The organism is Variovorax sp. 01T432 (assembly GCF_056398605.1).
In genome coordinates this window covers 139,561-162,806 of sequence record NZ_JBFTPS010000006.1, presented here as the reverse complement: position 1 = coordinate 162,806, position 23,246 = coordinate 139,561, and the positions used below count along the sequence as shown (strand labels likewise).

Below are 23,246 nucleotides of genomic sequence, written 5' to 3'. Positions count from 1 at the left end.
GCGCTCACAGCTGGCGGGCCAGGCGGGGGTCGAGCGCATCGCGCAGCCCGTCGCCCAGCAGGTTGATGGCCAGCACCGTCAGGGCCAGCAGGATGCCGGGGTACAGGATGATGTGGAAGGCCACGGCCACGAAGTTGCGGCCCTCGGCCATCATGTTGCCCCAGCTGGGCGTCTGCGCCGGCACGCCGACGCCGAGGAAGGACAGCACCGCTTCCGTGAGCACCGCGGAGGCGGCGACGAAGGTGGCCTGCACGACCAGCGGCGCCACGATGTTGGGCAGCACATGGCGCAGCAGGATCACCGGCAGCCGCGTGCCGACGGCGTGCGCCGCTTCGACGAAGAGCTGCTCGCGCAGGGTGAGCGCCAGCGATCGCACCAGCCGTGCCACGCGCGGAATCTCGGGGATGGTGATGGCGACGATGACGGTCGTCAGGCTGGCCTGCGTCACCGCCATCAGCGCGATGGCGAGCAGGATGCCGGGGATCGCCATGAGGCCGTCCATCATGCGCATCACCGGGGTGTCGGCCCAGCGCACGAAGCCCGCCACCAGGCCCAGCAGCACGCCGAGCACGGTGGCGAGCAGCGCGACCGACAGGCCGACCACCAGCGACACGCGGCCGCCCCACACGGCACGGCTGAACACATCGCGGCCGAGCGCGTCGGTGCCGAAGAAGTGTTCGGCCGACACGGGCTGCATGCGCGCGATCGGGTCGATGTCCTGCGGGTCCTGGGTGGCGACCCAGGGCGCGGCGATCGACAGCACGGCGATCGCGATCAGCAGCAGCGCGCCGATGATGAGCGTGGGGTGCTTGCGCACCCATCGCCAGCGCGGCGGCACGAAGGGCGCGTCGTCTGCGGGCGGCGCGTCGTTCAGAGGCAAGGTGGTGGACATGATCGTTCAGTCGCGCCAACAGAGTTAAGCATTCCGTCCCCGCGCCCGAGCGCCATTCCAGGAACACCGCGGAACCGGCTCCGCCGGTCCGCCGGTGTTGCCCCCTGCAAGGGGGAGGGCGAAGCGACACGAAGTGCGCGCAGCCTGGGGGTGAGTCATAGGTGTATTCGGGGGTCGAACAGGCGATAGCTCAGGTCGATGAGCAGGTTGATCAGCACATAGACGCCGGCGGAGATCAGCAGCACGCTCTGGATCACCGGGTAGTCGTGACGCTGCACGGAGTCGATGACCAGCCGGCCGACGCCGGGAATGGCAAACACCGTCTCCGTCACCACCACGCCGCCGATCAGCAGCGCGATGCCGACGCCCATCGTGGTCGCGATCGGGATCGCCGCATTGCGCAGCGCGTGCATCAATACCGGCAGCACGCCCAGGCCCTTGGCGCGCGCGGTGCGGATGTAATCCTCATGCAGCACCTCGAGCACGGTGGCGCGCGTCATTCGGGTGATCAGCGCGATGTAGACCAGCGCCAGGTTCACGCTGGGCAGCACCAGGCAGCGCAGCCAGCCCATGGGATCTTCCGCGAAGCGCACATAGCCCTGCACCGGGAACCACGGCAGCCGGATCGCGAAGCTGTAGATCAGCAGGTAGCCCACCAGGAACACCGGCACGGAAAAGGCCAGCACCGCGAAGAGCATCACCAGCCGGTCGATCCAGCTTCCCGCGCGGTGGGCGGCCAGGGTACCCAGCGGCACCGCCACCACCAGCGTGATCAGCATCGTGAACGCGGCGATCGACAGCGTCGGCTCCAGCCGTTGCGCGAGCAGCTGCGACACCGGCACTTGCGTGAAGATCGAGGTGCCGAGGTCGCCGGTGGCGAGCTTGCCGAGCCACAGCATGAACTGCTGCCACAGCGGCAGGTTCAGCCCCAGCGCCAGGCGCAGATTCGCGATGTCCTCGCCGGTGGCGAGGTCGCCCGCGATCAGCGCGGCCGGATCGCCGGGCGACAGGTGGATGAGCATGAACACCACCACGGCCACCACCGCCATGACCGGGAGCGTCGAGAGCAGGCGTCGAAGGATGTAGCCCATGAGCGTGACGTGTGCGTGCGTGGCTTACTTGTCGAGTGCCCAGAAGACCGGCATGCCGGCCCACAGCTTGTCCAGGCCCTTCAGGCTGGCGCGCGCGGCGAAGGCGGCCGAGTACTGGCCCGCATTCACGTAGGGCACGGCCTCGTAGGCGCGCTTCTGGAAGGCGTCGAGCAGTTCCTTGCGTCGGGCCGGCACGGTCTCGCGGATCCAGGCGGTGCGCAGTTCGTCCAGCGGCTTGTCGCAGGGCCAGCCCGGCAGCGAGTTGCCGCAGGCCGCGCTCAGGTAGGCATTGGTGATGGGCGAGTTCACGTCGAACTCGCCGGCCACCGTGACATACATGTTCCAGCCGCCGGCCTCGGGCGCATCCTTCTTCGCGCGGCGCGCGCCGATCGAGGCCCAGTCCATGTTCTGCATGTCGACGTTCATGCCGATGCTGCGCATGGTCTGCGCGGCCATGAGCGCCTCGGCGTTGAGGTAGGTGATGTCGCTGGGCACCAGCAGCACGACCTTCTCGCCCTTGTAGCCGGCGTCGGCCAGCATCTGTTTGGCCTTGGCCACGTCGGCCTTGCGGTAAGGTTCCGCGCCGGCGGCCGTCTCGTTGGGCCTGCCGCAGATGAAGTAGGTCGCGCAGTAAGTCACGCGCATGTCCAGCGGGTAGCCCATGGCGGCGGTGAAGCGATCCTGGCTCACGGCCTGCAGCAGCGCCTGCCGCACCTTCGGGTTGTTGAAGGGCGGGAACATCTGGTTGAGCACCAGGAAGCCCTGATAGGCGCCGCCCGAGCCGACCTTGATGTCGGGGTCGGTGCGCAGCGGTGTGATGTAGTCCGGCGGAACCTGCTCGACCAGGTCGACCTCGCCGCGCTTGAGCGCCGCGATGGCGCTGTTGGCATCGGGCAGGTAGAGCCACTCGACGCGGTCGAAGTGGCTCTTCTTGCTGCCCGCCAGGCCGCTCGGCGGTTCGCTGCGCGCCACGTAGTTGGGGTTGCGCACGAAGACGGCCTTGTTGCCCGGCACCCATTCGTCGCGCTTGAAGATGTAGGGGCCCGAGCCGAGCACCTCGGTCAGCGGCGAGGCCGTCGGCATCCTGGCCAGGCGCTCGGGCAGGATCACCGGCGGAAAGCCCGAGGGCTTGGCCAGCGCATCCAGCACCATGCCGAAGGGCTCGTTGAGGCTCAGGCTGAAGCTTCGCTCGTCGACGGCCTTCCATTCGGCGCCGGCCGCGGCCATGGCGCGGCCGAGGCTGTCGCGCGAGCCCCAGCGCTGCAGGGACGCGACGGCGTCGGCCGAGGTGACGGGCGTGCCGTCGGAGAACTTCAGGCCCGGGCGCAGCGTGAAGCTCCACTGCTTGCCGTCCTTGGAGGTGCTGTACTTCTCCACCATCTGGGGCTGGGGCTTGCCGTTGGCGTCCTGCGCGAACAGGGTGTCGTAGACCATGTAGCCGAAGTTGCGCGAGATGTAGGCGGTGGTGAAGGTCGGGTCCAGGATCTTCACGTCGGCATGCGCGACGACCTTCAAGGTCTTGGTCTGCGCCAGCGCCGGCAGGCCGAAGCCGCCGAGGCCGAGGGCCAGTGCATTGGCGCCAAGGGCGGCGAAGGCGGCAAGCGTGCGTCGTTTCATCGTCGGGTTCTCCGGTGAGGTAGCTTCAGGAAAGAGTCGTCGGGCGTTCAGGCGGCCACCGCATCCAGGGGCCACTTGGGGCGCCGTGCCTTGCGATAGGGCAGGGTGGAAAGATCCAGCGTCACGGCGCCGGGCGCGCCCGCGTAGATCACATGCCTGGCCACCTTCGAGAAAGAGGCCTGGAAGTGCTGCGAGGACTTCACCACGATGATCTTCTTCGCCGCCAGGTCGCAGCCCAGCTGCGTGAAGACGTCGGTGCCCATCGCCTGGTTGCGCAGCGTGATGAGCACGATCTCGATGCCCTCGGCTTCGAGCAGGGCGCAGTCGCCCAGCGGCACCGGCGTGTTGGCCAGCCCGGTCATCACCATGTCGGCATGCAGGGCCTTCACGGTGCACATCAGGTCCAGCGGCTGGCCCGAGAGCGGGCTGATCTTGCCGCCGATGCGCATGGCCAGCCGTGCCCCCGCACCCGCCTCGAAGGCGATGCGTACCGCGATCGGGTCCCACATCGGGCCGATGGCGGCGTTGCCGATGCCGCGCTCGATCATGCGGCGCAGGATGAAGGTGGAGTCGCCCGCGGCGCCGCCGCCGGGGTTGTCGGCGCCATCGGCCAGCACCACGGGGCCGCCGTCGAAGGCCAGGGCCTCGTCGAGCGCGGCGTCGATGCCGGGGTAGCGCACGGCGAGCCGCTCGCGCATGCCGATCAGCTCGTTGGCGAGCTGGCGCGCGAGCGCATTCGCCTTGGCCGGATCACCGTCGGTGTAGACCAGGAGCTTGGTGCCCATCTCGGGCACGTCGCCCCAGGAGAAGCCATGGGAGACAGAGATGGAGAGCACGCCGTCCTTGCCTTCGAGCGCCTGCAGGCGGTCGACGAAGCCGCGCGCCGGCTCGCGCGAGGTGTGCATGGTGACGATCATCTCGCAGTCGACCACCGCGGCCACGGGCCTGATCTTCTTCTCGACCATCGCGGCGCACAGGTCGACCAGTTCGATGCCGCGTTCCAGCACGTCGGTGTGCGGATATTCCTTGAAGGCGATCAGCAGGTCGGCATTGGCGACCATCTCCGGCGTGAGGTGGTTGTGCGGATCGAGCTCGGCACCGACGACCACATCGGGCCCGACGATGGCGCGCACGCGCTGGAGCAGATCGCCTTCGCAGTCGTCGTAGCCGTCGGCCACCATCGCGCCGTGCAGGCCGAGCACGACCATGTCCACCGGCAGCGCGGCGCGCAGGTCGGCCAGCAGCTCCTCGCGCAGGCTTTCGTAGGCATGGCGCGTGGTCGTGCCGCTGGGCTGCGCGCCGGCCACCATGCCCTCGACCAGATCCCAGCCGCGCTCCTTGCCGCGCAGGCGCGCGGCCCACAGCGGGCCGGAGAAGAAGGTCATCTGGTCGGGATGCTTGCCGGCGGGGAAATAGCCGCGGTCCCGGAAGGAGGCGAGCCCGGTGGGCATCGGGCCGAAGGTGTTGGTTTCGGTGGCGAGGGATCCGCTGAAGACACGCACGGTGAGGCGCTCCTGGATGAATGAGAGGTGGGAAGAGATTCAGTTCGATGCGGCGGCGGCGGCCTTGCGCAGTCGCGCCGGCCCCAGCATCGCGGCCGTGATGCCGAAGGAGGCCGGATGCGCCGGCACCGGCAGGCCGCGCGCGAGCGCGGCGCAGGTCTCGCCCATCGCGGCCGAGGTCTGGATGCCGTAGCCGCCCTGCGCCGCGATCCAGAAGAAGCCGGGCACGGCGTCGTCGAAGCCGCCGACCAGGTCGCCGTCGGCCACGAAGGAGCGCAGGCCGGCCCAGGTGCGCGTGGGCCGCCGGATGGCGAGCGTGGTCGCTTCCTCGATGCGGTGGATGGCGATGGCGATGTCCATCTCCTCGGGTTGCACGTCCTGCGGCTCGACCGGGTCGGCATTGGCCGGCGAGCCCAGGAGCATGCCAGCGTCGGGCTTGATGTACCAGTCCTCCTCGGCGCCGAAGGCCATGGGCCAGCCCGCGACCTCCATGCCGACGGGCGGCGCGAAGATGAAGGCGGAACGGCGGCGCGGCTCGATGCCGATCGGCCGCACGCCGGCGAGCCGCGCGACGGCATCGACCCAGGCGCCGGCGGCGTTGAGGACGACCCGGGCCTCGTACACGATGCCGCCCGCCTGCACGCGCCAGCGCTCGGCGATCCGTTCCATGGCCGTGACTTCGGCATCGCACACCAGCTTGCCGCCGGCCTGCCGCATGCCGCGCAGGTAGCCCTGGTGGATGGCATGCACGTCCATGTCGGCGGCATCGGGCTCGTACACGGCGCCGATCACCTGTTCCGGCCGCAGCACGGGGACGAGCGCGCGGGCTTCATCGCCGCTCAGCCGCCGGGCGTTCGGCGACATGGCGCGCAGCACCTCCCAGTGCTCTTCGAGCTGCTCGAGCTGGCCCGGGCCCGCGACCATCATCGCCCCGCGCGGCGTGAGCAGCGGATGCTCGCTGAAGCCCGCCGGCGGGTGCTGCAGGAAGGCGCGGCTGGCCATGGTGAGGGCGCGCACCTGCGTCGTGCCATAGCTTTCCATGAAGAGGGCGGCCGAGCGGCCGGTCGAGTGGTAGCCGGGCTGCGCCTCGCGTTCGAGCACGGTCACGCGGGCATGCGGCGCAAGCCAGTGGGCCACCGACGCGCCGGCGATGCCGCCGCCGATGACGAGGAAATCGGTCTGCGCCGGTGCGGAAGAAGAAGTTGTCGTGGGGCTCATCGGAAACGGTTGCTGCCTGCGCGTTCGTGGTGCGTTCGGGGTTGGGAGTGCGGCGCAGTTTAGATAGAAATTTGCGGATACGCAAAACTATCCGCCAGTTCTCCGGGTAAGTCCCACTCTGGGGCGTCGAAAGAATTTGCGTTCATGCAATTTGCGGATACGCAACTTCCGGGCCAGAATAGTTGTCGCCCAGCGACGGCCCGGCTTCCGCGGCTGGCAGAATCCGGCTCCATATCCAGGAGGACCGCAGGCTTGAAAGAACACCCCGGAACACGGCAAGAGACCGAGCCCACCACGCTCGACCGCGAGACCTTCGGCAAGCGCCTGCGCACGGCGCGCAAGGAGTTCGGGTGGACGCTGGCGCAGCTCGCGGAGCTGTCGGGTGTCTCGATCACCACCATCTCGCGCGCCGAGCGCGGCCAGCTCGCGCTGGGCTACGAGAATTTCGCGGCGCTCGGCCGTGCGCTGCAGATGGACATGAACGCGATGTTTGCCGGCGCGGGCGTCAAGCCGGCGCAGCTCGACGGGCCGGTGGTGACGCGCGCGGGCAAGGGCGTGGTGTATCGCGGGCTGTCGTTCGCTTACGAGTTTCTCGGCACGACCGTGGCGGGCAAGCAAATGAGCCCGGTGGTGGGCACGGTGCATGCGCGGCGCATCCACGGACCCGAGGATTTCTCGCGGCACGCGGGCGAGGAATTCGCCTATGTACTGTCAGGAGAGATCGATGTGCACTTCGAGAACGGCGATGTGGTGCGCCTCGCGCGTGGCGATTCGCTGTACTTCGACAGCCGCATCGGCCATGCCTACGTGAGCGTGAGCCGCCAGCTCGCGAAGATCGTGGGCGTGACCTCGACCGAGAGCAGCTTCATGCAGTCGGCGCGTGAAGGGGAGCGGCGAGGAGTCGCGCGGGCCTCGGCTGAGGTGCCGGCGCCCAGGCGGGCGGCGGTGCGGCGCGCGCGATAGGGATCGCGCTCATGCGCGAAGCCGGGCCTCGCATGTGCCAGGCTCGGCTTCTTTCGGGATGGGAAAGCGCGGATGGGTTCGCCACCCGCGCATCCATGCGACTACCGAGCCGTTGTCACGGCTTGGTGGCGGCCGCGACCGCAGCGGCCGCGTCGACGATGCCGCTGCCGCAACCCTCGCAGGCAGCCGGGACGGCGCTCGCCGAGGCTTGCAGCTTGGTCTTCACCTGGGCGGGCGTGAGCTTGAGGTTCTTCGACAGCATCAAGGCCGCGACGCCCGACACTTGGGCGGCTGCGATGGAGGTGCCTTCGAATGCGCCGTAGCCGGTCGAGGAGTACCTGGCGTCCAGCGTATACATTATGTCGAACGCGCCCCCGGTGTACATCGTGGCCCAGTTGCCGCCGGGCGCGGCGATCGCGACGTTTCCGCCATAGTTCGAGTAGGCGGTTCTTCCGCCGTTTGTAGTGACCGCTGCGACCGAGATCACGCCAGCGCAATTCGCGGGTGCGAAGTTGGCCACCGTTTCCTGGTTACCGGCGCTGGCGACCACCACCGTCTTGCGCAGGCCCGCGGCCTTGATCGCATCCTGCAGGCTCGTCGAGCACACGCCGGAGTGGCCGTTGTTCAGCGACATGCTGATCACGCGAGCGGGCTTGGCGTTCACCGGGACGCCGGCCACCTTGCCGCCGGAAGCCCAGGTGATGGCATCGGCCAGGTCCGAGGTATAGCCACCGCACTTGCCGAGCACGCGCACGGGCTGGATCTTGGCGTTGAAGGCCACGCCCGCCAAGCCGACGCTGTTGTTGCCCACGGCGGCAATGGCGCCGGCCATGCGCGTGCCGTGCGCGCAGTTGCGCTGCATACGGCCCGCGCTATTGACGCACTCGCCGAGGGCGAAGCCATCACCCGGATCCGTGGCATCGGCGTCCCAGCCGTCGCCGTCGTTGGCTGCGAAGGTGTCGCTGACGAAGTCATAGCCCGGAACCACATTGGCGTTCAGGTCTTCGTGCGCGGTATGGCCCGTGTCGAGCACGGCCACGACCACGCCGGAGCCGGTCGACACATCCCACGCGGCAGGCAGCTTGATCAGTTCGGATTTAGCACTGGTGTAGGGGAAGTAGGGGTCATTGGGCAGGAAGTCCTGCCGCACCACCATGCGGTCGGCCTCAGCGTAGGACACCCCGGAAACGCTGGAGGCAATGTCCTTCGCCAGGGCTTCGAACTCGGCGTCACGCAGGTAGCGGTCGAGCTTGAGCACGTTGGCCTGGGTGCTGGTCGCGCGCAGGAGGCTGAGCTGCACGTTGTGGCGCGTTGCCACTTCCTGGAGCGCCAGCAGGCGGGGTTGCGTCGTCGTCTTGCTCAGGTTGTCCAGCGTCGAGAGGTCGCTGAACTTGACGATGATCCGGTTGGTCTGTTCGTTCTCCTTGGCGTCCGCGATGGTGGGCACGGTCAGGAATTCGGTGCGCATGCCTGCAGCGGCAATGGTCGAGATGCCTGCGCAGCATGCGACCAGCACGCCCATGGTGAACGGAATCCGCTTGCCCGCCGCCAAGCGCCTCAGCGCACTTTTCTTGATCTGTTTCACTTTGCTTTTCCTAAGCCATTCCGGCCTTGTTGAGGGGACGTAATTACAGCGGCGCGCGGATGCAGACGGGCGAATTGGCGACGATAGTTCAGGATTGAGATCTCCTCGATCCGAGGCGCCGGTGTTCCTCGCGCCGGGGCGATGCGGATGCCCTGACGGTTGTACTCATGAAGCATTCGTCGCAGGTCGGGATGCGCGTTCGGTTCCGCTTTTCGCTACCCTTGCACCATGACAGCCGCATCTGCTTCCGTGCGCGCCGGCGCGGGCACGCCCATCGGGCCGCCGCCGCCCACGCCTGACGTACCCATCGAAGTTCCGCCGGGGCCGCCACCGGCCCCGTCGCCCGAGGTCGATCCGCCGCCGGCCGATCCGCCCTTCACGGAGCCCGGCGCGCCGCCGCCCGTGACCGAGCCGCCACCCGCCATCGGCGCGCTCGGGCGCGTGCATGCGCGGCGGCTGCGCGCGATGTATCGCTCGGCCGGCTGGCCTTGCTGCGATGGCATCGAGGTCGACCTGCTGGCGGCCGGGCTGCTGGAGCGCGTGCGTTCCGCGCAGGGGCACGAGACCTTGCGCGTGACGGATGCCGGCATCGCCCACATCGCCGGCACGCTCGTGGTCAACCGCGCCGCGATGTCGAAGCACGAAGCGCTGGTGGAGCAGGTCGCGCGCGAGATGACGCGCGCCGGTCGCATCGCGTGGCGCGGGCTGAGCCTGCGCGCGCGGTTGCCCGCCGCGAGCGAGGGTGACAAGGCCCGCTGGTGTGTGGCGCGGCCGGATGTCTTCTCGATCCGCAACACCAGCGTCGAGGCCTATGCGCAGCCGATCGTCCACGAGGTCAAGGTCAACCGCGCCGACCTCCTGAGCGATCTGCGCAAGCCCGACAAGCGCGCCGCCTACCTCGACCTGGGGGGCGAGTGCTGGTATGTGCTGGGGTGCGACGCAAAGGGCCGGCCCATCGGCGAGCCCGACGAGATCCCGCAGGAATGCGGCGTGCTGGTCGCGCGGGAAGGGAGGCTCGTGGTCGCGCGCGCGGCGGCGCATCGCGCGCTGCCACGCATGCCCTTCGCGGTGTGGCTCGCTCTGGCCAAGGCCCAGCCGGTGCCGGGCTTCGACCACGAATCGCAGGAGCTGTTGCCCGGCCTCGACGGTTGAGGGCGCCGGCCGCGCCGATCAGGCGGCGGCGTGCCCCTCGAGCGTCCATTGGCGCTGCAGCCGGTCCTCGCGCAGGTGGTCGCGCACGCCGGGTTCCTCCATGGCGATGAAGACCTCGCTGCTCACCTGCCCGAGGGTCTTCAGCTCGCCATACGCGGGCGAGCGTTGCCAAACCGCGAGGTCCGCGGCCGACGACCAATGGGTGATGAGCGAGTAGGTGGGGCCCGAGAGGGCGGGAAAGATCTCCAGCGGCCCGACGAACTGCCAGGGCTGATTCTCGAAGTTGCCCGTGAGTGTCTCGAAGGGCCGGGCGCCGGCGGCCGAGAGTTCCTTGAAGAAGGGTTGCAGCGACTGGCGCCGCTCGTCGTCCAGCGCGGCGGCCGTCGTCAGCCGGGTCTCGCACATCAGGCGGCTGCCGAGTGTCTCGCCCGGCGCGGGGCTGCGCCACTTGCGGATGTACACGGCGGTCCACCACTTCGCGTACGCCATCTTCTGGACGGCCTGGTGCTGTTGCGTGTGGAACCAGGCGTCCATCTGCGCGGCGCTCTCGAAGCGCACGCCGAAGTACAGCCAGCTCGAATCGAGGATCGGCCCGCCGTAGACGGACACGAAGCCCGGCTGGCTCGCGCCGACGGGAACCATCTTGGCCTGCATGGACAGGAAGTCGGTTTCCTTGCCTGGAATGATCTTGAATCCGGCTTCCATCACGGTGAGGGTGCTTGCGGCTTTCTCGGGGGTCATGGCTCTTCTCCTGCGGGTGCATCGGGGTCCGTCGACGGCCGCTGGGGGCCGGATCGGCGGTGGCTGTGGAGCGCCGGGTCGTGGTCCGGCTGCTCCGTGGGCCATCGTGCGCGGCAAGTCCGGTGGGAGAAAGGACGATTCGCGAACGGCTGTCCGTTTCGCGAAGCCGCATGCCGGGGAGGGCGCAGGCGGCCCTAGTGTTGCCGGCCGCGGCGCAAGGTCATGACTGGCGTTTCGCCGAACGCGGCCTTGTAGGCGGCGCTGAAGCGGCCGACGTGCGTGAAGCCGATCCCCAGCGCCACGTCGGTCACCGACTGCGCCTGCGTGCCGGTGTTCAGCGCGCGGTGCGCGGCCTCGAGTCGCAGGGTGCGCAGGAAGGCCGAGGGCGTGGTGTCTCTCGACCGGCGGAATCCGAGCTGGAGGCTGCGCACGCTCACGCCCAACGCGCGCGCGACTTCGGTCACGGTGATGCCCGATGCCGCGCGCTCGCGAAAGATCTCTTCGGCCGCGAGCACCAGCCGGGGTGCCGCCGCGTCCACCGGCCGCGACAGCTCGGCCGAGAAATTGTGCGGATGCCCATGCAGGATCAGCGACAGCAGGAATTCGTCGAGCGAGTCGCACGCGCCGCGCGGGATCGCGGCGCCGGTGGCACCGAGGGTGGAAACCATGCGCATCGCCTCCTGCCAGACTTTCTCGAAGGACGCATCGAAAGGCTGCAGCCGGAACTGGATCGACCGCTCCAGGGGGTGCCCGAGCCACCGCGCGCACATGCGTTCGAGGCGTTCGATCTCCACGCGCAGGGAGGTCTGCGCGAATGCCCGGTCGAAATTCAGCACCGTGTCGCGGCCCGGCGAGAGCGGCATCGTCTGGCCCGCGCGCCAGGCGCAGGCACGATGGCCTTGCTCCACCCTGGCCGCGCCGGCACTGGCGGACATCATGAGAAGGAGGTCGGGAAAATGCCCCGCGTCGATCGTGACGGGTGTCGAGTAGCGCAGGTACACGATGGGCTGGCCGCCGATGCGGTTCACGGCGAGTTCGGCGTCGACGTTGCGCACCATGCCCTGGGGCATCACGCGATGCGGGCAGTAGACGCGCTCGACCGCGGCGATGGCCTCGTCGATATCGCGGGTTCGCACGATGTCCGTTTGCATGCGGACATCTTGGCACGCGCGCCGGATGGGGCGCAAGCGCGCGCGCCTACCAGGGCCAGGAAAGCCGCGTCCCCACGCCTTCGGCCGCCGCTCGGCGCGCGATCTCCCGCGCGGTGCTCAGGTCCTGCAGCGCCAGGCCCGTCATGTCGAAGACCGTGATGTCGTCGGCGCCGCGCACGAAGTCCGCGCTCGTGGCCAGCAATTCGCCGATCTCGGTGCACGGCAGTTCCGCCTCGCCCCACTGCAGTTCGCCGATGCTGCGCGACTGGGCTCGGTCGTCCACGAACAGGCGGGCGCGCTCGAACAGCGTGTCGGGCAGTTCGCGCTTGCCCTTGGTGTCGGTTCCCACGCTGTTGATGTGTGTGCCCGGCCGGACGGCCGAAGCGGAGAACAGCGGGCCCTGGCCCGGCGTGGCGGTGATCACGACGTCGCTGTCGGCCACGGTGGCGTCGGCGTCCGTCGCATGGCTCAGATCGCAGCGGCCCTTGAAGAGGGATTCGAACTCCGCGCTCGGGCGGCCGGTCGAGGTGAGATAGCGCACCCGGCGCAGCCCCGGTCGCACCTTGAGAGCGAATTCCAGCTGGATGCGCGCCTGCACGCCGCCGCCGAACACGCAAAGCCGCGTGCTGTCCGCGCGAGCGAGGAGGTCCAGGCCCCAGCCACCGGCCGCGCCGGTGCGCATGGTAGTGACCGCGTTGCCGTCGAGGATGCAGGTGGGGCGCCCGGTGGCCGGGTCGATCAGCACGATGGTCGCCTGGTGCGGTTCGGCGCCGATGGCGCGATTGGTCGGCCAGAAGCCCGCCGCCTTGAAGCCCAGCAGCGCCTGCGAGGCGACATCGCCGGCCTTGATGCCGAACACGCCGCCCGTGGCCAGGCGTTCGCGCACGACGGGAAAGACGCGGCCCCGCGCCTCGCTGTGCAGCACGAAGGCCTCGCGCACGGCGGCCATGGCCATGTCGGGGTCCAGCAGCTTCGCGACCTGGGAACCGTCGAGCAGCAGCAATTCGTCCTTGTTCGTCATGATCGAATTCTGCCCGAGCGCGTCATGGGTGGCGTGCGCGTTCGGGGGGCAATCGACGCGAGGTGCGCCCGAGCCTGGGCGCCGTCCATGTGCGGAGCGGCAACTCGATCTACTTCGACGACACGGCGCGGAAGATCGGACCCGAGCGTGGAGGCCGTGCGCGCGCAGTTGACGCACGAGCCGATCGGCATCTTCCACCTGATCCATCGCGACAGGCCTTATGAGGTCGAGCTGAAGGACTACGAGTTCTCGCGCGCCACCGTGGAAGATCACTGGACTGCCGGCGCGAGCGCCATGGGCATCACGCTGAGCCATCCGCAAGCCCCTCGCAGCGATGCGCGGCCCGACGGCGTCACCACGTTCGACCTCGGCGATGCCGAAGCCATCAAGGTCAAACGGCCAATCACACAGGAAGACCCTCGATGAACATTGCAGACGTCAAGCGCACGGCCTTCGCCATGCCCCTCACCAGCCCGGCCTTTCCGCCCGGACCGTACCGCTTCCTGCAGCGCGAATTCGTGGTCGTCACCTACCGCACCGACATGGACGCCCTGCGCGCGGTCGTGCCCGAACCGCTGGAAGTCATCGAGCCGCTGGTCAAGTATGAGTTCATCCGCATGCCGGACTCCACCGGCTTCGGCGACTACACCGAGTCGGGCCAGGTGATCCCCGTGCAATTGCGCACGGCCAGGGGCTTGGAGAAGGGCGCCTATGTGCACGCGATGTACCTCAACGACCATCCGCCCATCGCGGGCGGCCGCGAGCTGTGGGGCTTTCCGAAGAAGCTGGCCATGCCGGTCCTCGACTACGAGACCGACGTGGTGGTCGGCACCCTCGACTACGGGAAGATCTGCGTGGCCAAGGCCACGATGGGCTTCAAGCACCGCACGCTGGCGCATGAACCCATCCTGGCGGGCATCGCGCAGCCGAACTTCCTGCTCAAGATCATTCCGCACGTCGACGGCACGGCGCGCATCTGCGAACTGGTGCGCTACCACATGGTCGACGTCACCCTGCATGGCGCCTGGACCGGGCCGGCCTCGCTCGAACTGCATCCGCATGCGCTGGCGCCGGTGGCGGACCTGCCGGTGCTGAAGGTCGAATCGGCGGTGCACTACATCGCCGACATGACACTGGCCCTGGGGACGGTCGAATACGACTATTTGTCGTGAACGCCTTGTAAGTTAAGGAACATTTGTAAGCGCCTGGGAGTCAGACGCGCATGGGCCGGACATGGGACCGGCCGCGAGGAGCCGACCATGGCCAAACGTGTGTTGTTCGTCTACCAGGGCTACCACTTCCAGTGCAGCGCGGAGCGCGAGGGCCCCGGGCGCTACCGGCCGGTTCTCCTGCGCAAGCTGCCATGGCCCAGCGAGGAGCTGAGACCCCTCCTGAGCGACGCCGACACCTGCCGAACCGAAGCCGAGGCGTTGCGGCATGCCGAAGCGCAAGCCATGAGATGGGTCGACGCCCGGGCGACCCACGCGGTCCTGGGCTGAATCGAAGCTCGCTTCCCGCGTGTTCCTCCTCGGTCGATTGGCGACGTTGTCCGGCGTCACTCCGCCGAAATCCGGCGACAGTGATTCAAGTCAGCAAAAGGAGAAAGCCATGTCAGACGATCTCAGCAGCCCGAGCGAGCCGGAGCGCCCGCGGCCCGGCATCGGCGCGCAGGACGAGGCCCGCCACGCGGCGGATGCCGGCACCGTCGCGCTCCAGTACCAGGGCTGGAAGTTTCTCTGCAGCGCGCAGCGGGAAGGGCCGGGCGTCTTCAAGCCGGTGGTTTCCTATCGCATGCAGCCGACCGGCGAAGAGAAGTTCCTGCAGCAGGATTCCGAGCCCTACGGCACCGAGGCCGAGGCGCTTCGGCATGCCGAGCAGCAGGCGATCCGTTGGGTGCACGATCGCAGCGGGGACGGCCAGGGCCAGCAGTAGGGCGAGTAGGGCGCCTGCCCCTCAGGCGCGCGCCAGCCTGTAGAGGCCCACGTCGACCCGGCCGGCGCGGAAACCCGCCTCGCAGTAGCACAGGTAGTATTCCCAGAGGCGCCTGAACGAGGCGTCGAAGCCGAGGGCCTCGATGCGGGGCCACGCGCGCAGGAAGCGGCGCCGCCACTCGGCGAGCGTGGTGGCATAGCTCTCGCCGAAGGATTCGCACTTCTCGATCGTGAAACCGGCGCGCAGTGCCTGCTCGAACATCGCCGCCGACGACGGCAGCATGCCGCCCGGAAAGATGTAGCGCTGGATGAAATCGGCATTGCGCCGGTAATGGTCGAATTGCGCGTCCGCGATCGTGATGACCTGCAGCACCGCGACGCCCTCGGGCTTGAGCCGCTGGCGCAGCGTCTCGAAATACACCGGCCAGTAGCGCTCGCCCACGGCTTCGAGCATCTCGATGGAGACGATGCGGTCGTACTGCCCCTGCACGTCGCGGTAGTCCTGCAGCCGCAGATCGACCCGCGCTTCCAGCCCCTGCCCGGTGGCGCGCCCCTGGGCATGCGCGAGCTGCTGCGTCGACAAGGTGAGGCCCGTGACGCGCGCGCGGTGGCGCCCCGCCAGCGCCAGCGCGAGCGCGCCCCAGCCGCAGCCGATCTCCAGCACCGAGGCGTCGTCCTCGGGTTCGAGCAGCGCGATGATGCGTTCCAGCTTCGCTGCCTGGGCTTCTTCGAGCGATTCGTCGCCCGCGGCATAGAGCGCGCTCGAATAGATCAGCTCTGGGTCCAGCCACTGGGCGTAGAAGTCGTTGCCCAGGTCGTAGTGGAAGGCGATGTTCTGCCGGCTCCCCCTGCGCGTGTTGGCATGCGCGAGGTGAGAGAGGCGGCCCATCCAGCGTGCCGGCCGCGAGGCATCGAGCGCGCGGCTCCAGCCCGCTTCGTTGCGGATGCCGAACTCCAGCAGGGCCGCGAGGTCCGGGCTCGACCAGTCGCCATCGCGGTAGGACTCGGCCAGCCCGAGGTCGCCCTGGAGCAGCAGCCGCGCCAGCGGGCGCCAGCGATGCAGCCGGATGGCGGCATGCGGCCCGGCGACCGCGCCCCGCGCCTCGGCGCGGCCGCCGCCCGGCAGGTCGAGCACCAGGCTGCCGCAGTTCACGCCGCGCAGGAGCCGCGTGAGCAGGCGGCGCAGCGGCCAGCCCGCGCAGGCCGACAGCATGGCGGCCAAACCGCCGCGCGGGCGAAGATCCTGGAGGTCGTCCGAGGGAGAGGAGGAAGTGCTCATGGGTTCCTGGATTTGATGAAGGTCACCGCCCGGGACGGCGCCGGCGGGCGCGAATGCAGGCTCACGCCCTTGATCCACAGGCGCAGGGCCTCCCAGTGGATCGCGGCGACGACCTTCAGCGTGAGAAGCGGATGCGAGACGAACACCAGCGCCAGCGCCGAATCGCGCAGTGCATGGCGACGCGCGTCGAAGCGCGCCGTCAGCACGGCGCCCTGCGCGTCTTCGGCGCTGATGCCGATGGCGAGCCCCGGGCGCCGCGCGCTCGGCGGCTCGACGCGAAACCGGTATTGCATCGCCAGGCCCAGGAAGGGCGAGACGTGCAGTTCCTTGGGGCATGCCTGCGTGATGCGTTCGCTCTCGCGCTGGGACGCATCCACCTCGATCAGGTAGCTGTGCCGCTCGCCGAAGGTGTTGTTCACCTCGTAGAGCACGGCCTGCAAGGCGCCGGCCGGGTGGTGGCAGAAGTACACGCTCAGCGGATTGAAGGCATAGCCGAGGATGCGCGGCATGCTGAGCAGGCGGATCGCCCCGCCTGTGGCGAGCCCGGCCGCGCGCAACTGCTGATCCACATAGGTGCGCAGGCCGCGGCCGTCGCCCGCGCCGTAGTCGCGTTCGTGAAGACTGAAGAGATTGAAGCGATTGAGCGAGAACAAGCGCAGCCGGCCGGCAAGCTCGGGCAGTTCGTCCAGGTCGATCAGCAGCGAGAACACGCGGTAGCGCAGGCGGTGGCGCGCGGGCCGCAGCCGCTGGTGCGTCACGCTGCCGGCGTAGAGGGCGGACGGGCCGCTCACGAAGGCACCGCCACCCTGGGGCGCAGACGGATGCGCGAGGACTCGTTGGCCACCGACCATGGCCGGGGCACCCCGCCGAGCGCTTCGGCGACGGCCAGGCCGGCCTGCAGCCCGTCCTCATGGAAGCCCGAGCCGAAATAGGCGCCGCAGAACCAGGTGCGGCGCTGTCCCTGCAGCGACCAGAGTTCGTCCTGCGCGCGGATCGCGGCGGCGTCGAAGACCGGATGCTCGTAGTCCTGCGCGTGGATCAGGTGCCCGGCGCGCGGCTCGCGCATCGGGTTCAGGGTCAGGAACAGCGGCGTGTCCTCCGGGGTGCCCTGGAGGCGGTTCATCCAGTAGGTCACGCACAAGCCGTCCGCGCGGCGCCGATCGGCCAGGTAGTTCCAGCTCGACCACACGGCGCGGCGTTGCGGCATCAGCGCCGGGTCGCTGTGCAGCACGGCGCGGTTGAGGCTGTAGCCGAAGGCGCCCAGGAGCCGCGACTCGTCGGGGCTGGCATCGGGCAGGAGGCGCAGGGCCTGGTCGGCATGGGTCGCGATCACCACGTGGTCGAAGCGCTCCGCGGGCGCGCCGCCCGCCGTTCGAACCGAGGCGCCGCGCGCGTCGCGCCGGACTTCCACGGCGGCGCTGCCGAGGCGCAGGTTCTTGCCGAGCGCGCCGGCGAGTCTTTCGACATAGCGGCGGCTGCCCCCGCGCACCGTGCGCCAGGCTGTCCGATGGCCGAGCTTGAGCAGGTCGTGGTTCTCGCAGAAGCGCACGAAAGCTTCGGTGGGGTAGTCGCCGATGCGCGCGGCCGAGGTCGACCAGATCGCCGCCGCCATCGGGTAGAGATGGTCCTCGCGGAACGCGCGCCCGTAGCCGCGCTGGTCCAGGAAGTCGTCCAGCGGCATCAGGCCCGCGCCGCGGGCGTGGACCGGCGCCTCGCGGTAGAAGCGCACCAGGTCGCGCAGCATCGACCAGAAGCGCGGGCGCAGGAGATTGCCGCGCTGCGCGAACAGCCCCCCGAGGCCGGTGCCGGAATATTCCAGCGCGCCCTGGTCCAGGCTGACCGCGAAGGACATCTCCGAGGCCTGCGTCTCCACCCCGAGGTGGGCGAAGAGCGCGCTCAGGTTCGGGTAGGCGGCTTCGTTGTAGACGATGAAGCCCGTATCGACCGGAATCGCGCCGCCGGGCGCCGGCACGTCGACCGTGTGGCTGTGGCCGCCCGGGCGGGCATCGGCCTCGAAGAGCGTGACGCGGTGCCGTTTCGCCAGCAGCCAGGCGGCCGACAGGCCGGAAATGCCGCTGCCGACCACGGCGATGTCCAGGATGGGGGCGCCCCGCCCGCCGGGGCCGGGCGGGTGGGCGTCGAACGCGGGGGCGATTCTCATGCAGCTTGTACGCAGTCCGCCCGCATTTGGATTTGCCGCCGGATCGCTGTGATCTAATTCCCCGGACGGTACGTAAGAGCAGCATGGATACCGTCCGACACCCACCGACACCGGCCTCGCGACCCCCCGGGTCGCGGTCGTCGCTACTGTCGGTCGTGACACCGCAGCAAGGCCGGGGAGCGATGCCGACAAGCGAAGAACTGAACGAGCTGGCGCAGGCCATTGCGCTCACCGGTGACCGGCAGGCCTTCGCCATCCTGTTCAAGCACTTCGCGCCGCGCGTGAAGGCCTACCTGGTGCGCTCGGGCACGCCCGAAGGCCTGGCCGAAGAGCTCACCCAGGAGACGATGGTCAACGTCTGGCGCAAGGCCGCGAGCTTTTCGCCGGCGCGCGCCAGCGTCGCCACCTGGATCTTCACCATCGCGCGCAACCTGCGCGTGGATTACTTCCGCCGGCAGGCGCATCGCATGGCCGGCGCCGAGGACCCCGACGGCGAGCTGGTGCCCGACCCGGCGCCACGGCCCGACGAGCAGCTGCTGGCCCTGCAGCGCGAACGCGGCGTGCGCCGGGCCCTGACCCAGCTGTCGGAGGACCAGGCGCTCGTCCTTCGCCTGTCCTTCTTCGAAGAACTGCCCCATGCCCGGATCGCGAGCGAACTGGGCATTCCGCTGGGCACGGTCAAGTCGCGCGTGCGCCTCGCCGTGAACCATCTGCGTCGCCTGCTCGACGGGCTCGAACCATGATTCAACACCATCCAGCCGATGATCTCCTGCTGGCCCTCGCGGCCGGCAATCTGCCGAGCGGGCCCTCCGTGGTCGTGGCCAGCCATGTCGAGAGCTGCGCGCAATGCGGCGAGCGCATGCGGGTGCTGGAGGCGCTCGGCGGCGCGCTGCTGGAGGAGGTGACGCCGGCGCTGCTGCCGTCGCAGGCACTCGCGCGAACCCTGGCCGCCATCGATGCCCCGCCGCAGCCGCCCGCGCGCGTCGCGACGAGCGGCGCCCATCCGGCCCTGCCCCACGGCATGGACTGGCCCCGCGCGCTGTGGGGCTGCACCGCGACACCCTGGCGCTGGCTCGGCCCCGGCATGCGCTGGAGCCGCGTGACGCTGCCGCACGACAGCGCGGCCAACGTCTTCCTGCTGCGCATCGGCGCGGGCAAGAACCTGCCGATGCACACCCACAGCCGCAGCGAGCTCACTCAGGTGCTCTACGGTTCCTTCCACGATGGGCGCGCCTTGTTCGGACCCGGCGATTTCGACGAGGCCGACGGCAGCATCCTCCACCAGCCGGTGGTGCGCGCGGGCAGCGAGTGCATCTGCCTGGCCTGCGTCGAGGGCAAGGTGCTGTTCCAGGGCATGCTGGCGCGCACACTGGGCGCCATGATCGGCATGTGAGTCTCAGCGGCCCGGGATCGCGCCGGTCAAGGCCATGGTGATGCGGCAGCCCGCGGCCGCCGCCACCGCGGTGGCGACGGTGCCCCAGCAGAGATCGGCCAGGGTCAGGTGCCAGGGCCAGTCCTTGAGCGTGGCCTGGTTGGTGAGATCGTAGGTCGCGTAGGCCAGGAGGCCCAGCAGCGCGCCCAGCCCCAGGGCCGACTGCCAGCGCCGGCCGGCCAACGCCGGCGCGACCGCGAACACCACGACACCCGCGAGGTAGATCGCATAGAAGGCGAGCGCCGGGCCGAACGCGAAGCGCTCGCGCATCAGCTGCCCGATGGCGGGCCGGTAGAGGCGCTCGGCCATGGTGCTCAGCCAGACGGCATCGAGGGCGAGGAAGACCGCGGCGGTGGCCGCGTAGGCGATGAAGCTCTGCTTGCTGAACATGGGGTGCGTTTCCTGGTGGGCCGCTCGGGCCGGACATGACCCGCCTTGCTTACGCGTCGGCAGGGGCCCTGGATCACTTCAGCCGATAGCTGAGCGTGCGGCCCGCGCCGAGTGCCGAGTCCAGGCCCACCCATTCGCCTTGCGCCGAGTACCACACGTCGATCGGCGCGGCAGGACCGCTGATGCGCCACCGCGTCGCCATGACCGGGAGGCCGCGCACCTCGATCGCGGCGCTGCCCATCGGGCTCACGCGCACGTTCTCCGGCACACCTGTCTGCGCGTTGAGCAGCCGGGTCTTCGTCCGGAGCGCGGGGTTCCAGTAGGCGAAAGTCATCACGCAGCCAGGCAACGTGTTTTCCGCCGATGAAGTCACGACCTTGAGGCCGCCGCCGTCGACGCCGGCCCGCACCTCGCCGGACTTGCCGTCCTCGTCGGTCGTGGCGATGAGCCCCGTCAGGCAATCGCCGCGCCACTGCTCCACGGCCTTGTGCCGGTAGCGGTAAGCCGTGATGCCGAGGAGCTTGACGGTGAAGTTCGCCTCGCTCACGACCCTGCGCTCGTCGCCCGCGGCCGTGACGCTGAAGCGGTGCTCGCCGATCGGCGTCCCGTTGAGCGAAGCGGTGAAATCCCACTCGCCGGGCTCTGTCGCCGCCGCGAGCAGCGGCACGCCCGCGAGGAGGCACAGAAGACCCGGGCGCATCCTGCTCATCGCGGCGGCGCCTTGCGGGGCGGGCCCGGCACGAAGGCGTTGGTGCGCGCGATGTACTCGCGGTAGGCGGGGCGGCGCTCCGTGATGTCCTTTTCGAGCAGGCTGACGCCGGAGACCTTCAGCAGCAGCACGGTCATCAGCAGCGGCGACACGATGCTCCATGCGCCGCCCCAGCCCGCGCCCGCGATGGCCATGAGCCAGAAGCCCCACCAGACGCAGGCTTCCCCGAAATAGTTCGGATGCCGGCTGAAGCGCCAGAGGCCCCGGTCCATCACCGTTGCGCGCTGCGAGCCGTCCGCCCTGAAGCGAGACATCTGCGCATCGGCCACGGCCTCGAAGCCGATGCCGAAGAGCGCCAGCGCCATGCCCGCGAGATCGAGCCCGCCCAGCGGCGCGTCGGCCAGCGCGCCCGCGAGAAAGGGCGCGGAGACCACCCACGCGAGCAATGCCTGCAGCCCGAACACGAGGTAGAGGCTCTTCAGGCCGAAATTCGGCTGGTTGCGCGCGCGGATCTGCTGGTAGCGGCGGTCTTCGCCATGGCCCCAGTTGCGCCGCGTGATGAACAGGCTCAGGCGCAGCGCCCAGATCACGGCCAGCGCGACCATGCACGGGCCTCGCAAACCCGCGCCCGGCGAAAGCGCCACGTACACCAGCCCGGCGCCGAGGATGCAGAGCGACCAGACGCGGTCCACCAGGCTCGCATCGCGGCGCCAAAGGCTCGCCAGCCATGTCACTGCGCCCAGCGCCGCGATCGGCGCGAGGCCCGCGAGCGCGAGCCTCATGCGCGCTTCTCGAACAGATAGTGGCTGACCCACCATTGCTGCCCGGCGTCGAAGCCGAACAGCTCCGCCACCGACATGAAGAACAGGCGCCAGCGCATCCACCACAGGTCGGCATCCGCGCCGTAGGTGCGCCTGAACAGCGGCAGCAGCCCCTCGCGGTGCCGGTCCATGTTGCCGAGCCAGGCCTCCGACGTACGCTGGTAGTGCGTTCCGTCCCAGCGCCATCGCCGCAGCAGTCGCAGGTCGTCCTGGCAGTGCAGCGCGAGATCATCGCTGGGCATCATTCCGCCCGAGAAGAAATGCTTGCTCATCCAGTCGCTCGCATCGCGCTCGACGAAGGGGTAGGGCGCCTCGCGATGCGCGAACACGTGCATGAAGAAGCGCCCGCCCGGCTGCAGCCAGCGCGCCACGTTGGCGAAGGCGCGGGGCCAGTTGCGCAAGTGCTCGAACATCTCCACCGAGACCACCCGGTCGAAGCGCTGGGCCGTGTCGAACACGTTGATGTCGCGGGTGATGACGCGCAGGTTGCACAGGCCGCGCCGGCCTGCCTGTTCCTCGATGTATTCGCGCTGGGAGTGGGAGTTGGAAAGCGCGGTGATCTCGCTGGCGGGAAAGCGCTCGGCCATCCAGAGGCTCAGCGAACCCCAGCCGCAGCCCAGCTCCAGCACCTGTTGCCCGTCGCCGAGGCCGGCCCGCTCGCAGGTGATGTCGAGGGCCGCCGCCTCGGCCTGCGCCAAGGTATCGACGCCCTCCGGCCAGTAGCAGGCGCTGTACTTGCGGTGCTCGCCGAGCACGGCGGAGAAGAAGGCGGCCGGCAGCTCGTAGTGCTGCTCGTTGGCCTTCTCGGGCAGGGGCGCCAGTTCGGCCTGGCGCATGGCGTCGACGAAGGCCTGCGTCAGCCGCGCGCCCGCGACCGCGTCGCCGCTCTGCAGCTCGAGCAGCCGCTCCTTGAGCAGGCGGCGAATCCCGATCCGCACGACGCGGTCGGGCACGAGACCTTGCTCCACCCAATGGATGGCCGCGGCGTTCTGGGACATGTGCGTTCCTTGGTCGGCAGCACACGGAGCGTGTGCCTGCAGGACATACGCATTGCCGGCCCTGTTGGATCTGCATCGCGTTGCGCGGATGCAGGCCGGCGAGAGCGGGAGAGGGGAAGTGCGGGCTTAGCGCCCGACGACCGACCAGCCCGCCTTCTGGTTCGTCTTGTCGTTCTCGTATTCCCAGCGGGTGCCGCAGGCGTCGCAGCGGTAGCTGGTGATGTTGACGGTGTTGCCGTCGCTGCGAATTTCCTTGCGGGTGGACCCCTGCACGAGCTCGGCATGGCCCGGGGCCTTGCGCCAGTTGCGCTGGATGCCGGCGCAGCTGGCGCACAGCACCATGGCCTTCAATTCTTCCTGGCGGTTGGACTCGTTTGGCATGTGGTGGGCTGCGAACCCGCTGAACACGAGCTTCCCTGTAAGGATTCTGGAGCGGGTGAAGGGAATCGAACCCTCGTATGAAGCTTGGGAAGCTGCCGTTCTGCCATTGAACTACACCCGCGTGAGAGCGGGATTCTATCTCGCCCGATGGGCCGCGAGAGCCGGCCCATCGGGCTCAAGTTTCGGCGGAACCTGCCGATATCCCATGGGA

At 69.3% G+C, this 23,246-nt stretch carries 25 protein-coding genes and 1 tRNA gene; 8 read left to right on the top strand and 18 right to left on the bottom strand.

Annotated elements, in window-relative coordinates:
- Window positions 1–4: 4 nt before the first annotated feature.
- The 5 genes from AC1DNF_RS07525 to AC1DNF_RS07505 form a co-directional block, all read right to left on the bottom strand.
- On the bottom strand, window positions 5–892 hold the full coding sequence (locus AC1DNF_RS07525; RefSeq protein ID WP_478147946.1) for an ABC transporter permease: 888 nt from the start codon (window positions 890–892) through the stop codon (window positions 5–7).
- A 155-nt stretch (window positions 893–1,047) separates the two neighbouring features.
- Entirely contained in the window at window positions 1,048–1,983 is a 936-nt protein-coding gene (locus AC1DNF_RS07520; protein WP_478147945.1) for an ABC transporter permease, read from the bottom strand.
- 24 nt (window positions 1,984–2,007) lie between these two features.
- Window positions 2,008–3,600, bottom strand: coding sequence for an ABC transporter substrate-binding protein (locus tag AC1DNF_RS07515; RefSeq protein WP_478147944.1), 1,593 nt, complete (start codon window positions 3,598–3,600; stop codon window positions 2,008–2,010).
- A 47-nt stretch (window positions 3,601–3,647) separates the two neighbouring features.
- Window positions 3,648–5,102 (bottom strand): M81 family metallopeptidase, encoded by a 1,455-nt coding sequence (locus AC1DNF_RS07510; RefSeq protein WP_478147943.1) that lies wholly within the window; start codon window positions 5,100–5,102, stop codon window positions 3,648–3,650.
- Window positions 5,103–5,141: 39 nt separating this feature from the next.
- Window positions 5,142–6,320: an NAD(P)/FAD-dependent oxidoreductase gene (locus tag AC1DNF_RS07505; protein ID WP_478147942.1), complete on the bottom strand. Its 1,179-nt coding sequence runs from the start codon at window positions 6,318–6,320 to the stop codon at window positions 5,142–5,144.
- 252 nt (window positions 6,321–6,572) lie between these two features.
- On the opposite strand from AC1DNF_RS07505, the gene AC1DNF_RS07500 reads away from it, so the two are divergent.
- Complete coding sequence (locus AC1DNF_RS07500; RefSeq protein ID WP_478147941.1) at window positions 6,573–7,283, top strand: helix-turn-helix domain-containing protein; 711 nt, start codon at window positions 6,573–6,575, stop codon at window positions 7,281–7,283.
- Between the two features lie 115 nt (window positions 7,284–7,398).
- Here AC1DNF_RS07500 and AC1DNF_RS07495 read toward each other — a convergent pair whose 3' ends face one another.
- Window positions 7,399–8,868, bottom strand: coding sequence for a S8 family peptidase (locus AC1DNF_RS07495; RefSeq protein ID WP_478147940.1), 1,470 nt, complete (start codon window positions 8,866–8,868; stop codon window positions 7,399–7,401).
- 228 nt (window positions 8,869–9,096) lie between these two features.
- On the opposite strand from AC1DNF_RS07495, the gene AC1DNF_RS07490 reads away from it, so the two are divergent.
- The gene (locus tag AC1DNF_RS07490) at window positions 9,097–10,020 is read left to right on the top strand and encodes a hypothetical protein (protein ID WP_478147939.1); all 924 of its coding nucleotides are present in this window, start codon (window positions 9,097–9,099) and stop codon (window positions 10,018–10,020) included.
- A gap of 18 nt (window positions 10,021–10,038) precedes the next feature.
- On the opposite strand, the gene AC1DNF_RS07485 is transcribed toward AC1DNF_RS07490, so the two are convergent.
- The 3 genes from AC1DNF_RS07485 to AC1DNF_RS07475 all read right to left on the bottom strand — a co-directional run bounded on the left by AC1DNF_RS07485 (window position 10,039) and on the right by AC1DNF_RS07475 (window position 12,933).
- On the bottom strand, window positions 10,039–10,761 hold the full coding sequence (locus tag AC1DNF_RS07485; protein WP_478147938.1) for an antibiotic biosynthesis monooxygenase family protein: 723 nt from the start codon (window positions 10,759–10,761) through the stop codon (window positions 10,039–10,041).
- A 194-nt stretch (window positions 10,762–10,955) separates the two neighbouring features.
- Complete coding sequence (locus AC1DNF_RS07480) at window positions 10,956–11,912, bottom strand: AraC family transcriptional regulator (protein ID WP_478147937.1); 957 nt, start codon at window positions 11,910–11,912, stop codon at window positions 10,956–10,958.
- Window positions 11,913–11,958: 46 nt separating this feature from the next.
- Window positions 11,959–12,933 (bottom strand): ornithine cyclodeaminase family protein, encoded by a 975-nt coding sequence (locus AC1DNF_RS07475; protein WP_478147936.1) that lies wholly within the window; start codon window positions 12,931–12,933, stop codon window positions 11,959–11,961.
- A gap of 147 nt (window positions 12,934–13,080) precedes the next feature.
- Here AC1DNF_RS07475 and AC1DNF_RS07470 point away from each other — a divergent pair, with 147 nt between their 5' ends.
- The 4 genes from AC1DNF_RS07470 to AC1DNF_RS07455 all read left to right on the top strand — a co-directional run bounded on the left by AC1DNF_RS07470 (window position 13,081) and on the right by AC1DNF_RS07455 (window position 14,865).
- On the top strand, window positions 13,081–13,359 hold the full coding sequence (locus AC1DNF_RS07470; protein WP_478147935.1) for a DUF3734 domain-containing protein: 279 nt from the start codon (window positions 13,081–13,083) through the stop codon (window positions 13,357–13,359).
- Window positions 13,356–14,105 (top strand): acetoacetate decarboxylase, encoded by a 750-nt coding sequence (locus AC1DNF_RS07465; protein ID WP_478147934.1) that lies wholly within the window; start codon window positions 13,356–13,358, stop codon window positions 14,103–14,105. Before AC1DNF_RS07470 ends, AC1DNF_RS07465 begins: the two co-directional genes overlap by 4 nt.
- A gap of 87 nt (window positions 14,106–14,192) precedes the next feature.
- Window positions 14,193–14,432 (top strand): hypothetical protein, encoded by a 240-nt coding sequence (locus tag AC1DNF_RS07460; RefSeq protein WP_478147933.1) that lies wholly within the window; start codon window positions 14,193–14,195, stop codon window positions 14,430–14,432.
- A gap of 109 nt (window positions 14,433–14,541) precedes the next feature.
- The gene (locus AC1DNF_RS07455) at window positions 14,542–14,865 is read left to right on the top strand and encodes a hypothetical protein (protein WP_478147932.1); all 324 of its coding nucleotides are present in this window, start codon (window positions 14,542–14,544) and stop codon (window positions 14,863–14,865) included.
- A gap of 21 nt (window positions 14,866–14,886) precedes the next feature.
- On the opposite strand, the gene AC1DNF_RS07450 is transcribed toward AC1DNF_RS07455, so the two are convergent.
- The 3 genes from AC1DNF_RS07450 to AC1DNF_RS07440 are packed head-to-tail and all read right to left on the bottom strand — an operon-like array spanning window position 14,887 to window position 18,304.
- On the bottom strand, window positions 14,887–16,143 hold the full coding sequence (locus AC1DNF_RS07450) for a class I SAM-dependent methyltransferase (RefSeq protein ID WP_478147931.1): 1,257 nt from the start codon (window positions 16,141–16,143) through the stop codon (window positions 14,887–14,889).
- A complete protein-coding gene (locus AC1DNF_RS07445) occupies window positions 16,140–16,934 on the bottom strand; it encodes a DUF1365 domain-containing protein (RefSeq protein WP_478147930.1) in 795 nt (264 codons plus the stop codon). Before AC1DNF_RS07445 ends, AC1DNF_RS07450 begins: the two co-directional genes overlap by 4 nt.
- Window positions 16,931–18,304: an NAD(P)/FAD-dependent oxidoreductase gene (locus tag AC1DNF_RS07440; RefSeq protein ID WP_478147929.1), complete on the bottom strand. Its 1,374-nt coding sequence runs from the start codon at window positions 18,302–18,304 to the stop codon at window positions 16,931–16,933. Before AC1DNF_RS07440 ends, AC1DNF_RS07445 begins: the two co-directional genes overlap by 4 nt.
- Before the next feature lie 182 nt (window positions 18,305–18,486).
- Between AC1DNF_RS07440 and AC1DNF_RS07435 the strand changes: the two genes are divergently transcribed.
- Both AC1DNF_RS07435 and AC1DNF_RS07430 read left to right on the top strand, forming a co-directional pair.
- On the top strand, window positions 18,487–19,047 hold the full coding sequence (locus AC1DNF_RS07435; protein ID WP_478147928.1) for a sigma-70 family RNA polymerase sigma factor: 561 nt from the start codon (window positions 18,487–18,489) through the stop codon (window positions 19,045–19,047).
- Window positions 19,044–19,697 carry a ChrR family anti-sigma-E factor gene (locus AC1DNF_RS07430; RefSeq protein WP_478147927.1) on the top strand — a complete coding sequence of 218 codons (654 nt, stop codon included), beginning with the start codon at window positions 19,044–19,046 and terminating at the stop codon, window positions 19,695–19,697. Before AC1DNF_RS07435 ends, AC1DNF_RS07430 begins: the two co-directional genes overlap by 4 nt.
- Before the next feature lie 3 nt (window positions 19,698–19,700).
- On the opposite strand, the gene AC1DNF_RS07425 is transcribed toward AC1DNF_RS07430, so the two are convergent.
- The 6 genes from AC1DNF_RS07425 to AC1DNF_RS07400 all read right to left on the bottom strand — a co-directional run bounded on the left by AC1DNF_RS07425 (window position 19,701) and on the right by AC1DNF_RS07400 (window position 23,156).
- A complete protein-coding gene (locus tag AC1DNF_RS07425; RefSeq protein WP_478147926.1) occupies window positions 19,701–20,126 on the bottom strand; it encodes a DUF2177 family protein in 426 nt (141 codons plus the stop codon).
- Window positions 20,127–20,199: 73 nt separating this feature from the next.
- Entirely contained in the window at window positions 20,200–20,835 is a 636-nt protein-coding gene (locus AC1DNF_RS07420) for a DUF6134 family protein (RefSeq protein ID WP_478147925.1), read from the bottom strand.
- Entirely contained in the window at window positions 20,832–21,617 is a 786-nt protein-coding gene (locus AC1DNF_RS07415) for a DUF1295 domain-containing protein (RefSeq protein ID WP_478147924.1), read from the bottom strand. Before AC1DNF_RS07415 ends, AC1DNF_RS07420 begins: the two co-directional genes overlap by 4 nt.
- Complete coding sequence (locus tag AC1DNF_RS07410; protein ID WP_478147923.1) at window positions 21,614–22,654, bottom strand: SAM-dependent methyltransferase; 1,041 nt, start codon at window positions 22,652–22,654, stop codon at window positions 21,614–21,616. Before AC1DNF_RS07410 ends, AC1DNF_RS07415 begins: the two co-directional genes overlap by 4 nt.
- A gap of 126 nt (window positions 22,655–22,780) precedes the next feature.
- Complete coding sequence (locus tag AC1DNF_RS07405; RefSeq protein ID WP_478147922.1) at window positions 22,781–23,035, bottom strand: hypothetical protein; 255 nt, start codon at window positions 23,033–23,035, stop codon at window positions 22,781–22,783.
- Window positions 23,036–23,082: 47 nt separating this feature from the next.
- Window positions 23,083–23,156: transfer RNA gene (locus AC1DNF_RS07400), tRNA-Gly, on the bottom strand.
- Window positions 23,157–23,246: the final 90 nt, after the last annotated feature.

Bases quoted from the DNA above. Each gene is read 5' to 3' on its own strand.
- AC1DNF_RS07480 (WP_478147937.1), bottom strand. From the start codon at position 11,912: ATGCAAACGGACATCGTGCGAACCCGCGATATCGACGAGGCCATCGCC.
- AC1DNF_RS07430 (WP_478147927.1), top strand. From the start codon at position 19,044: ATGATTCAACACCATCCAGCCGATGATCTCCTGCTGGCCCTCGCGGCC.
- AC1DNF_RS07450 (WP_478147931.1), bottom strand. From the start codon at position 16,143: ATGAGCACTTCCTCCTCTCCCTCGGACGACCTCCAGGATCTTCGCCCG.
- AC1DNF_RS07505 (WP_478147942.1), bottom strand. From the start codon at position 6,320: ATGAGCCCCACGACAACTTCTTCTTCCGCACCGGCGCAGACCGATTTC.
- AC1DNF_RS07435 (WP_478147928.1), top strand. From the start codon at position 18,487: ATGCCGACAAGCGAAGAACTGAACGAGCTGGCGCAGGCCATTGCGCTC.
- AC1DNF_RS07485 (WP_478147938.1), bottom strand. From the start codon at position 10,761: ATGACCCCCGAGAAAGCCGCAAGCACCCTCACCGTGATGGAAGCCGGA.
- AC1DNF_RS07475 (WP_478147936.1), bottom strand. From the start codon at position 12,933: ATGACGAACAAGGACGAATTGCTGCTGCTCGACGGTTCCCAGGTCGCG.
- AC1DNF_RS07415 (WP_478147924.1), bottom strand. From the start codon at position 21,617: ATGAGGCTCGCGCTCGCGGGCCTCGCGCCGATCGCGGCGCTGGGCGCA.
- AC1DNF_RS07410 (WP_478147923.1), bottom strand. From the start codon at position 22,654: ATGTCCCAGAACGCCGCGGCCATCCATTGGGTGGAGCAAGGTCTCGTG.
- AC1DNF_RS07455 (WP_478147932.1), top strand. From the start codon at position 14,542: ATGTCAGACGATCTCAGCAGCCCGAGCGAGCCGGAGCGCCCGCGGCCC.
- AC1DNF_RS07425 (WP_478147926.1), bottom strand. From the start codon at position 20,126: ATGTTCAGCAAGCAGAGCTTCATCGCCTACGCGGCCACCGCCGCGGTC.
- AC1DNF_RS07520 (WP_478147945.1), bottom strand. From the start codon at position 1,983: ATGGGCTACATCCTTCGACGCCTGCTCTCGACGCTCCCGGTCATGGCG.
- AC1DNF_RS07515 (WP_478147944.1), bottom strand. From the start codon at position 3,600: ATGAAACGACGCACGCTTGCCGCCTTCGCCGCCCTTGGCGCCAATGCA.
- AC1DNF_RS07405 (WP_478147922.1), bottom strand. From the start codon at position 23,035: ATGCCAAACGAGTCCAACCGCCAGGAAGAATTGAAGGCCATGGTGCTG.
- AC1DNF_RS07490 (WP_478147939.1), top strand. From the start codon at position 9,097: ATGACAGCCGCATCTGCTTCCGTGCGCGCCGGCGCGGGCACGCCCATC.
- AC1DNF_RS07465 (WP_478147934.1), top strand. From the start codon at position 13,356: ATGAACATTGCAGACGTCAAGCGCACGGCCTTCGCCATGCCCCTCACC.
- AC1DNF_RS07460 (WP_478147933.1), top strand. From the start codon at position 14,193: ATGGCCAAACGTGTGTTGTTCGTCTACCAGGGCTACCACTTCCAGTGC.
- AC1DNF_RS07420 (WP_478147925.1), bottom strand. From the start codon at position 20,835: ATGAGCAGGATGCGCCCGGGTCTTCTGTGCCTCCTCGCGGGCGTGCCG.
- AC1DNF_RS07440 (WP_478147929.1), bottom strand. From the start codon at position 18,304: ATGAGAATCGCCCCCGCGTTCGACGCCCACCCGCCCGGCCCCGGCGGG.
- AC1DNF_RS07525 (WP_478147946.1), bottom strand. From the start codon at position 892: ATGTCCACCACCTTGCCTCTGAACGACGCGCCGCCCGCAGACGACGCG.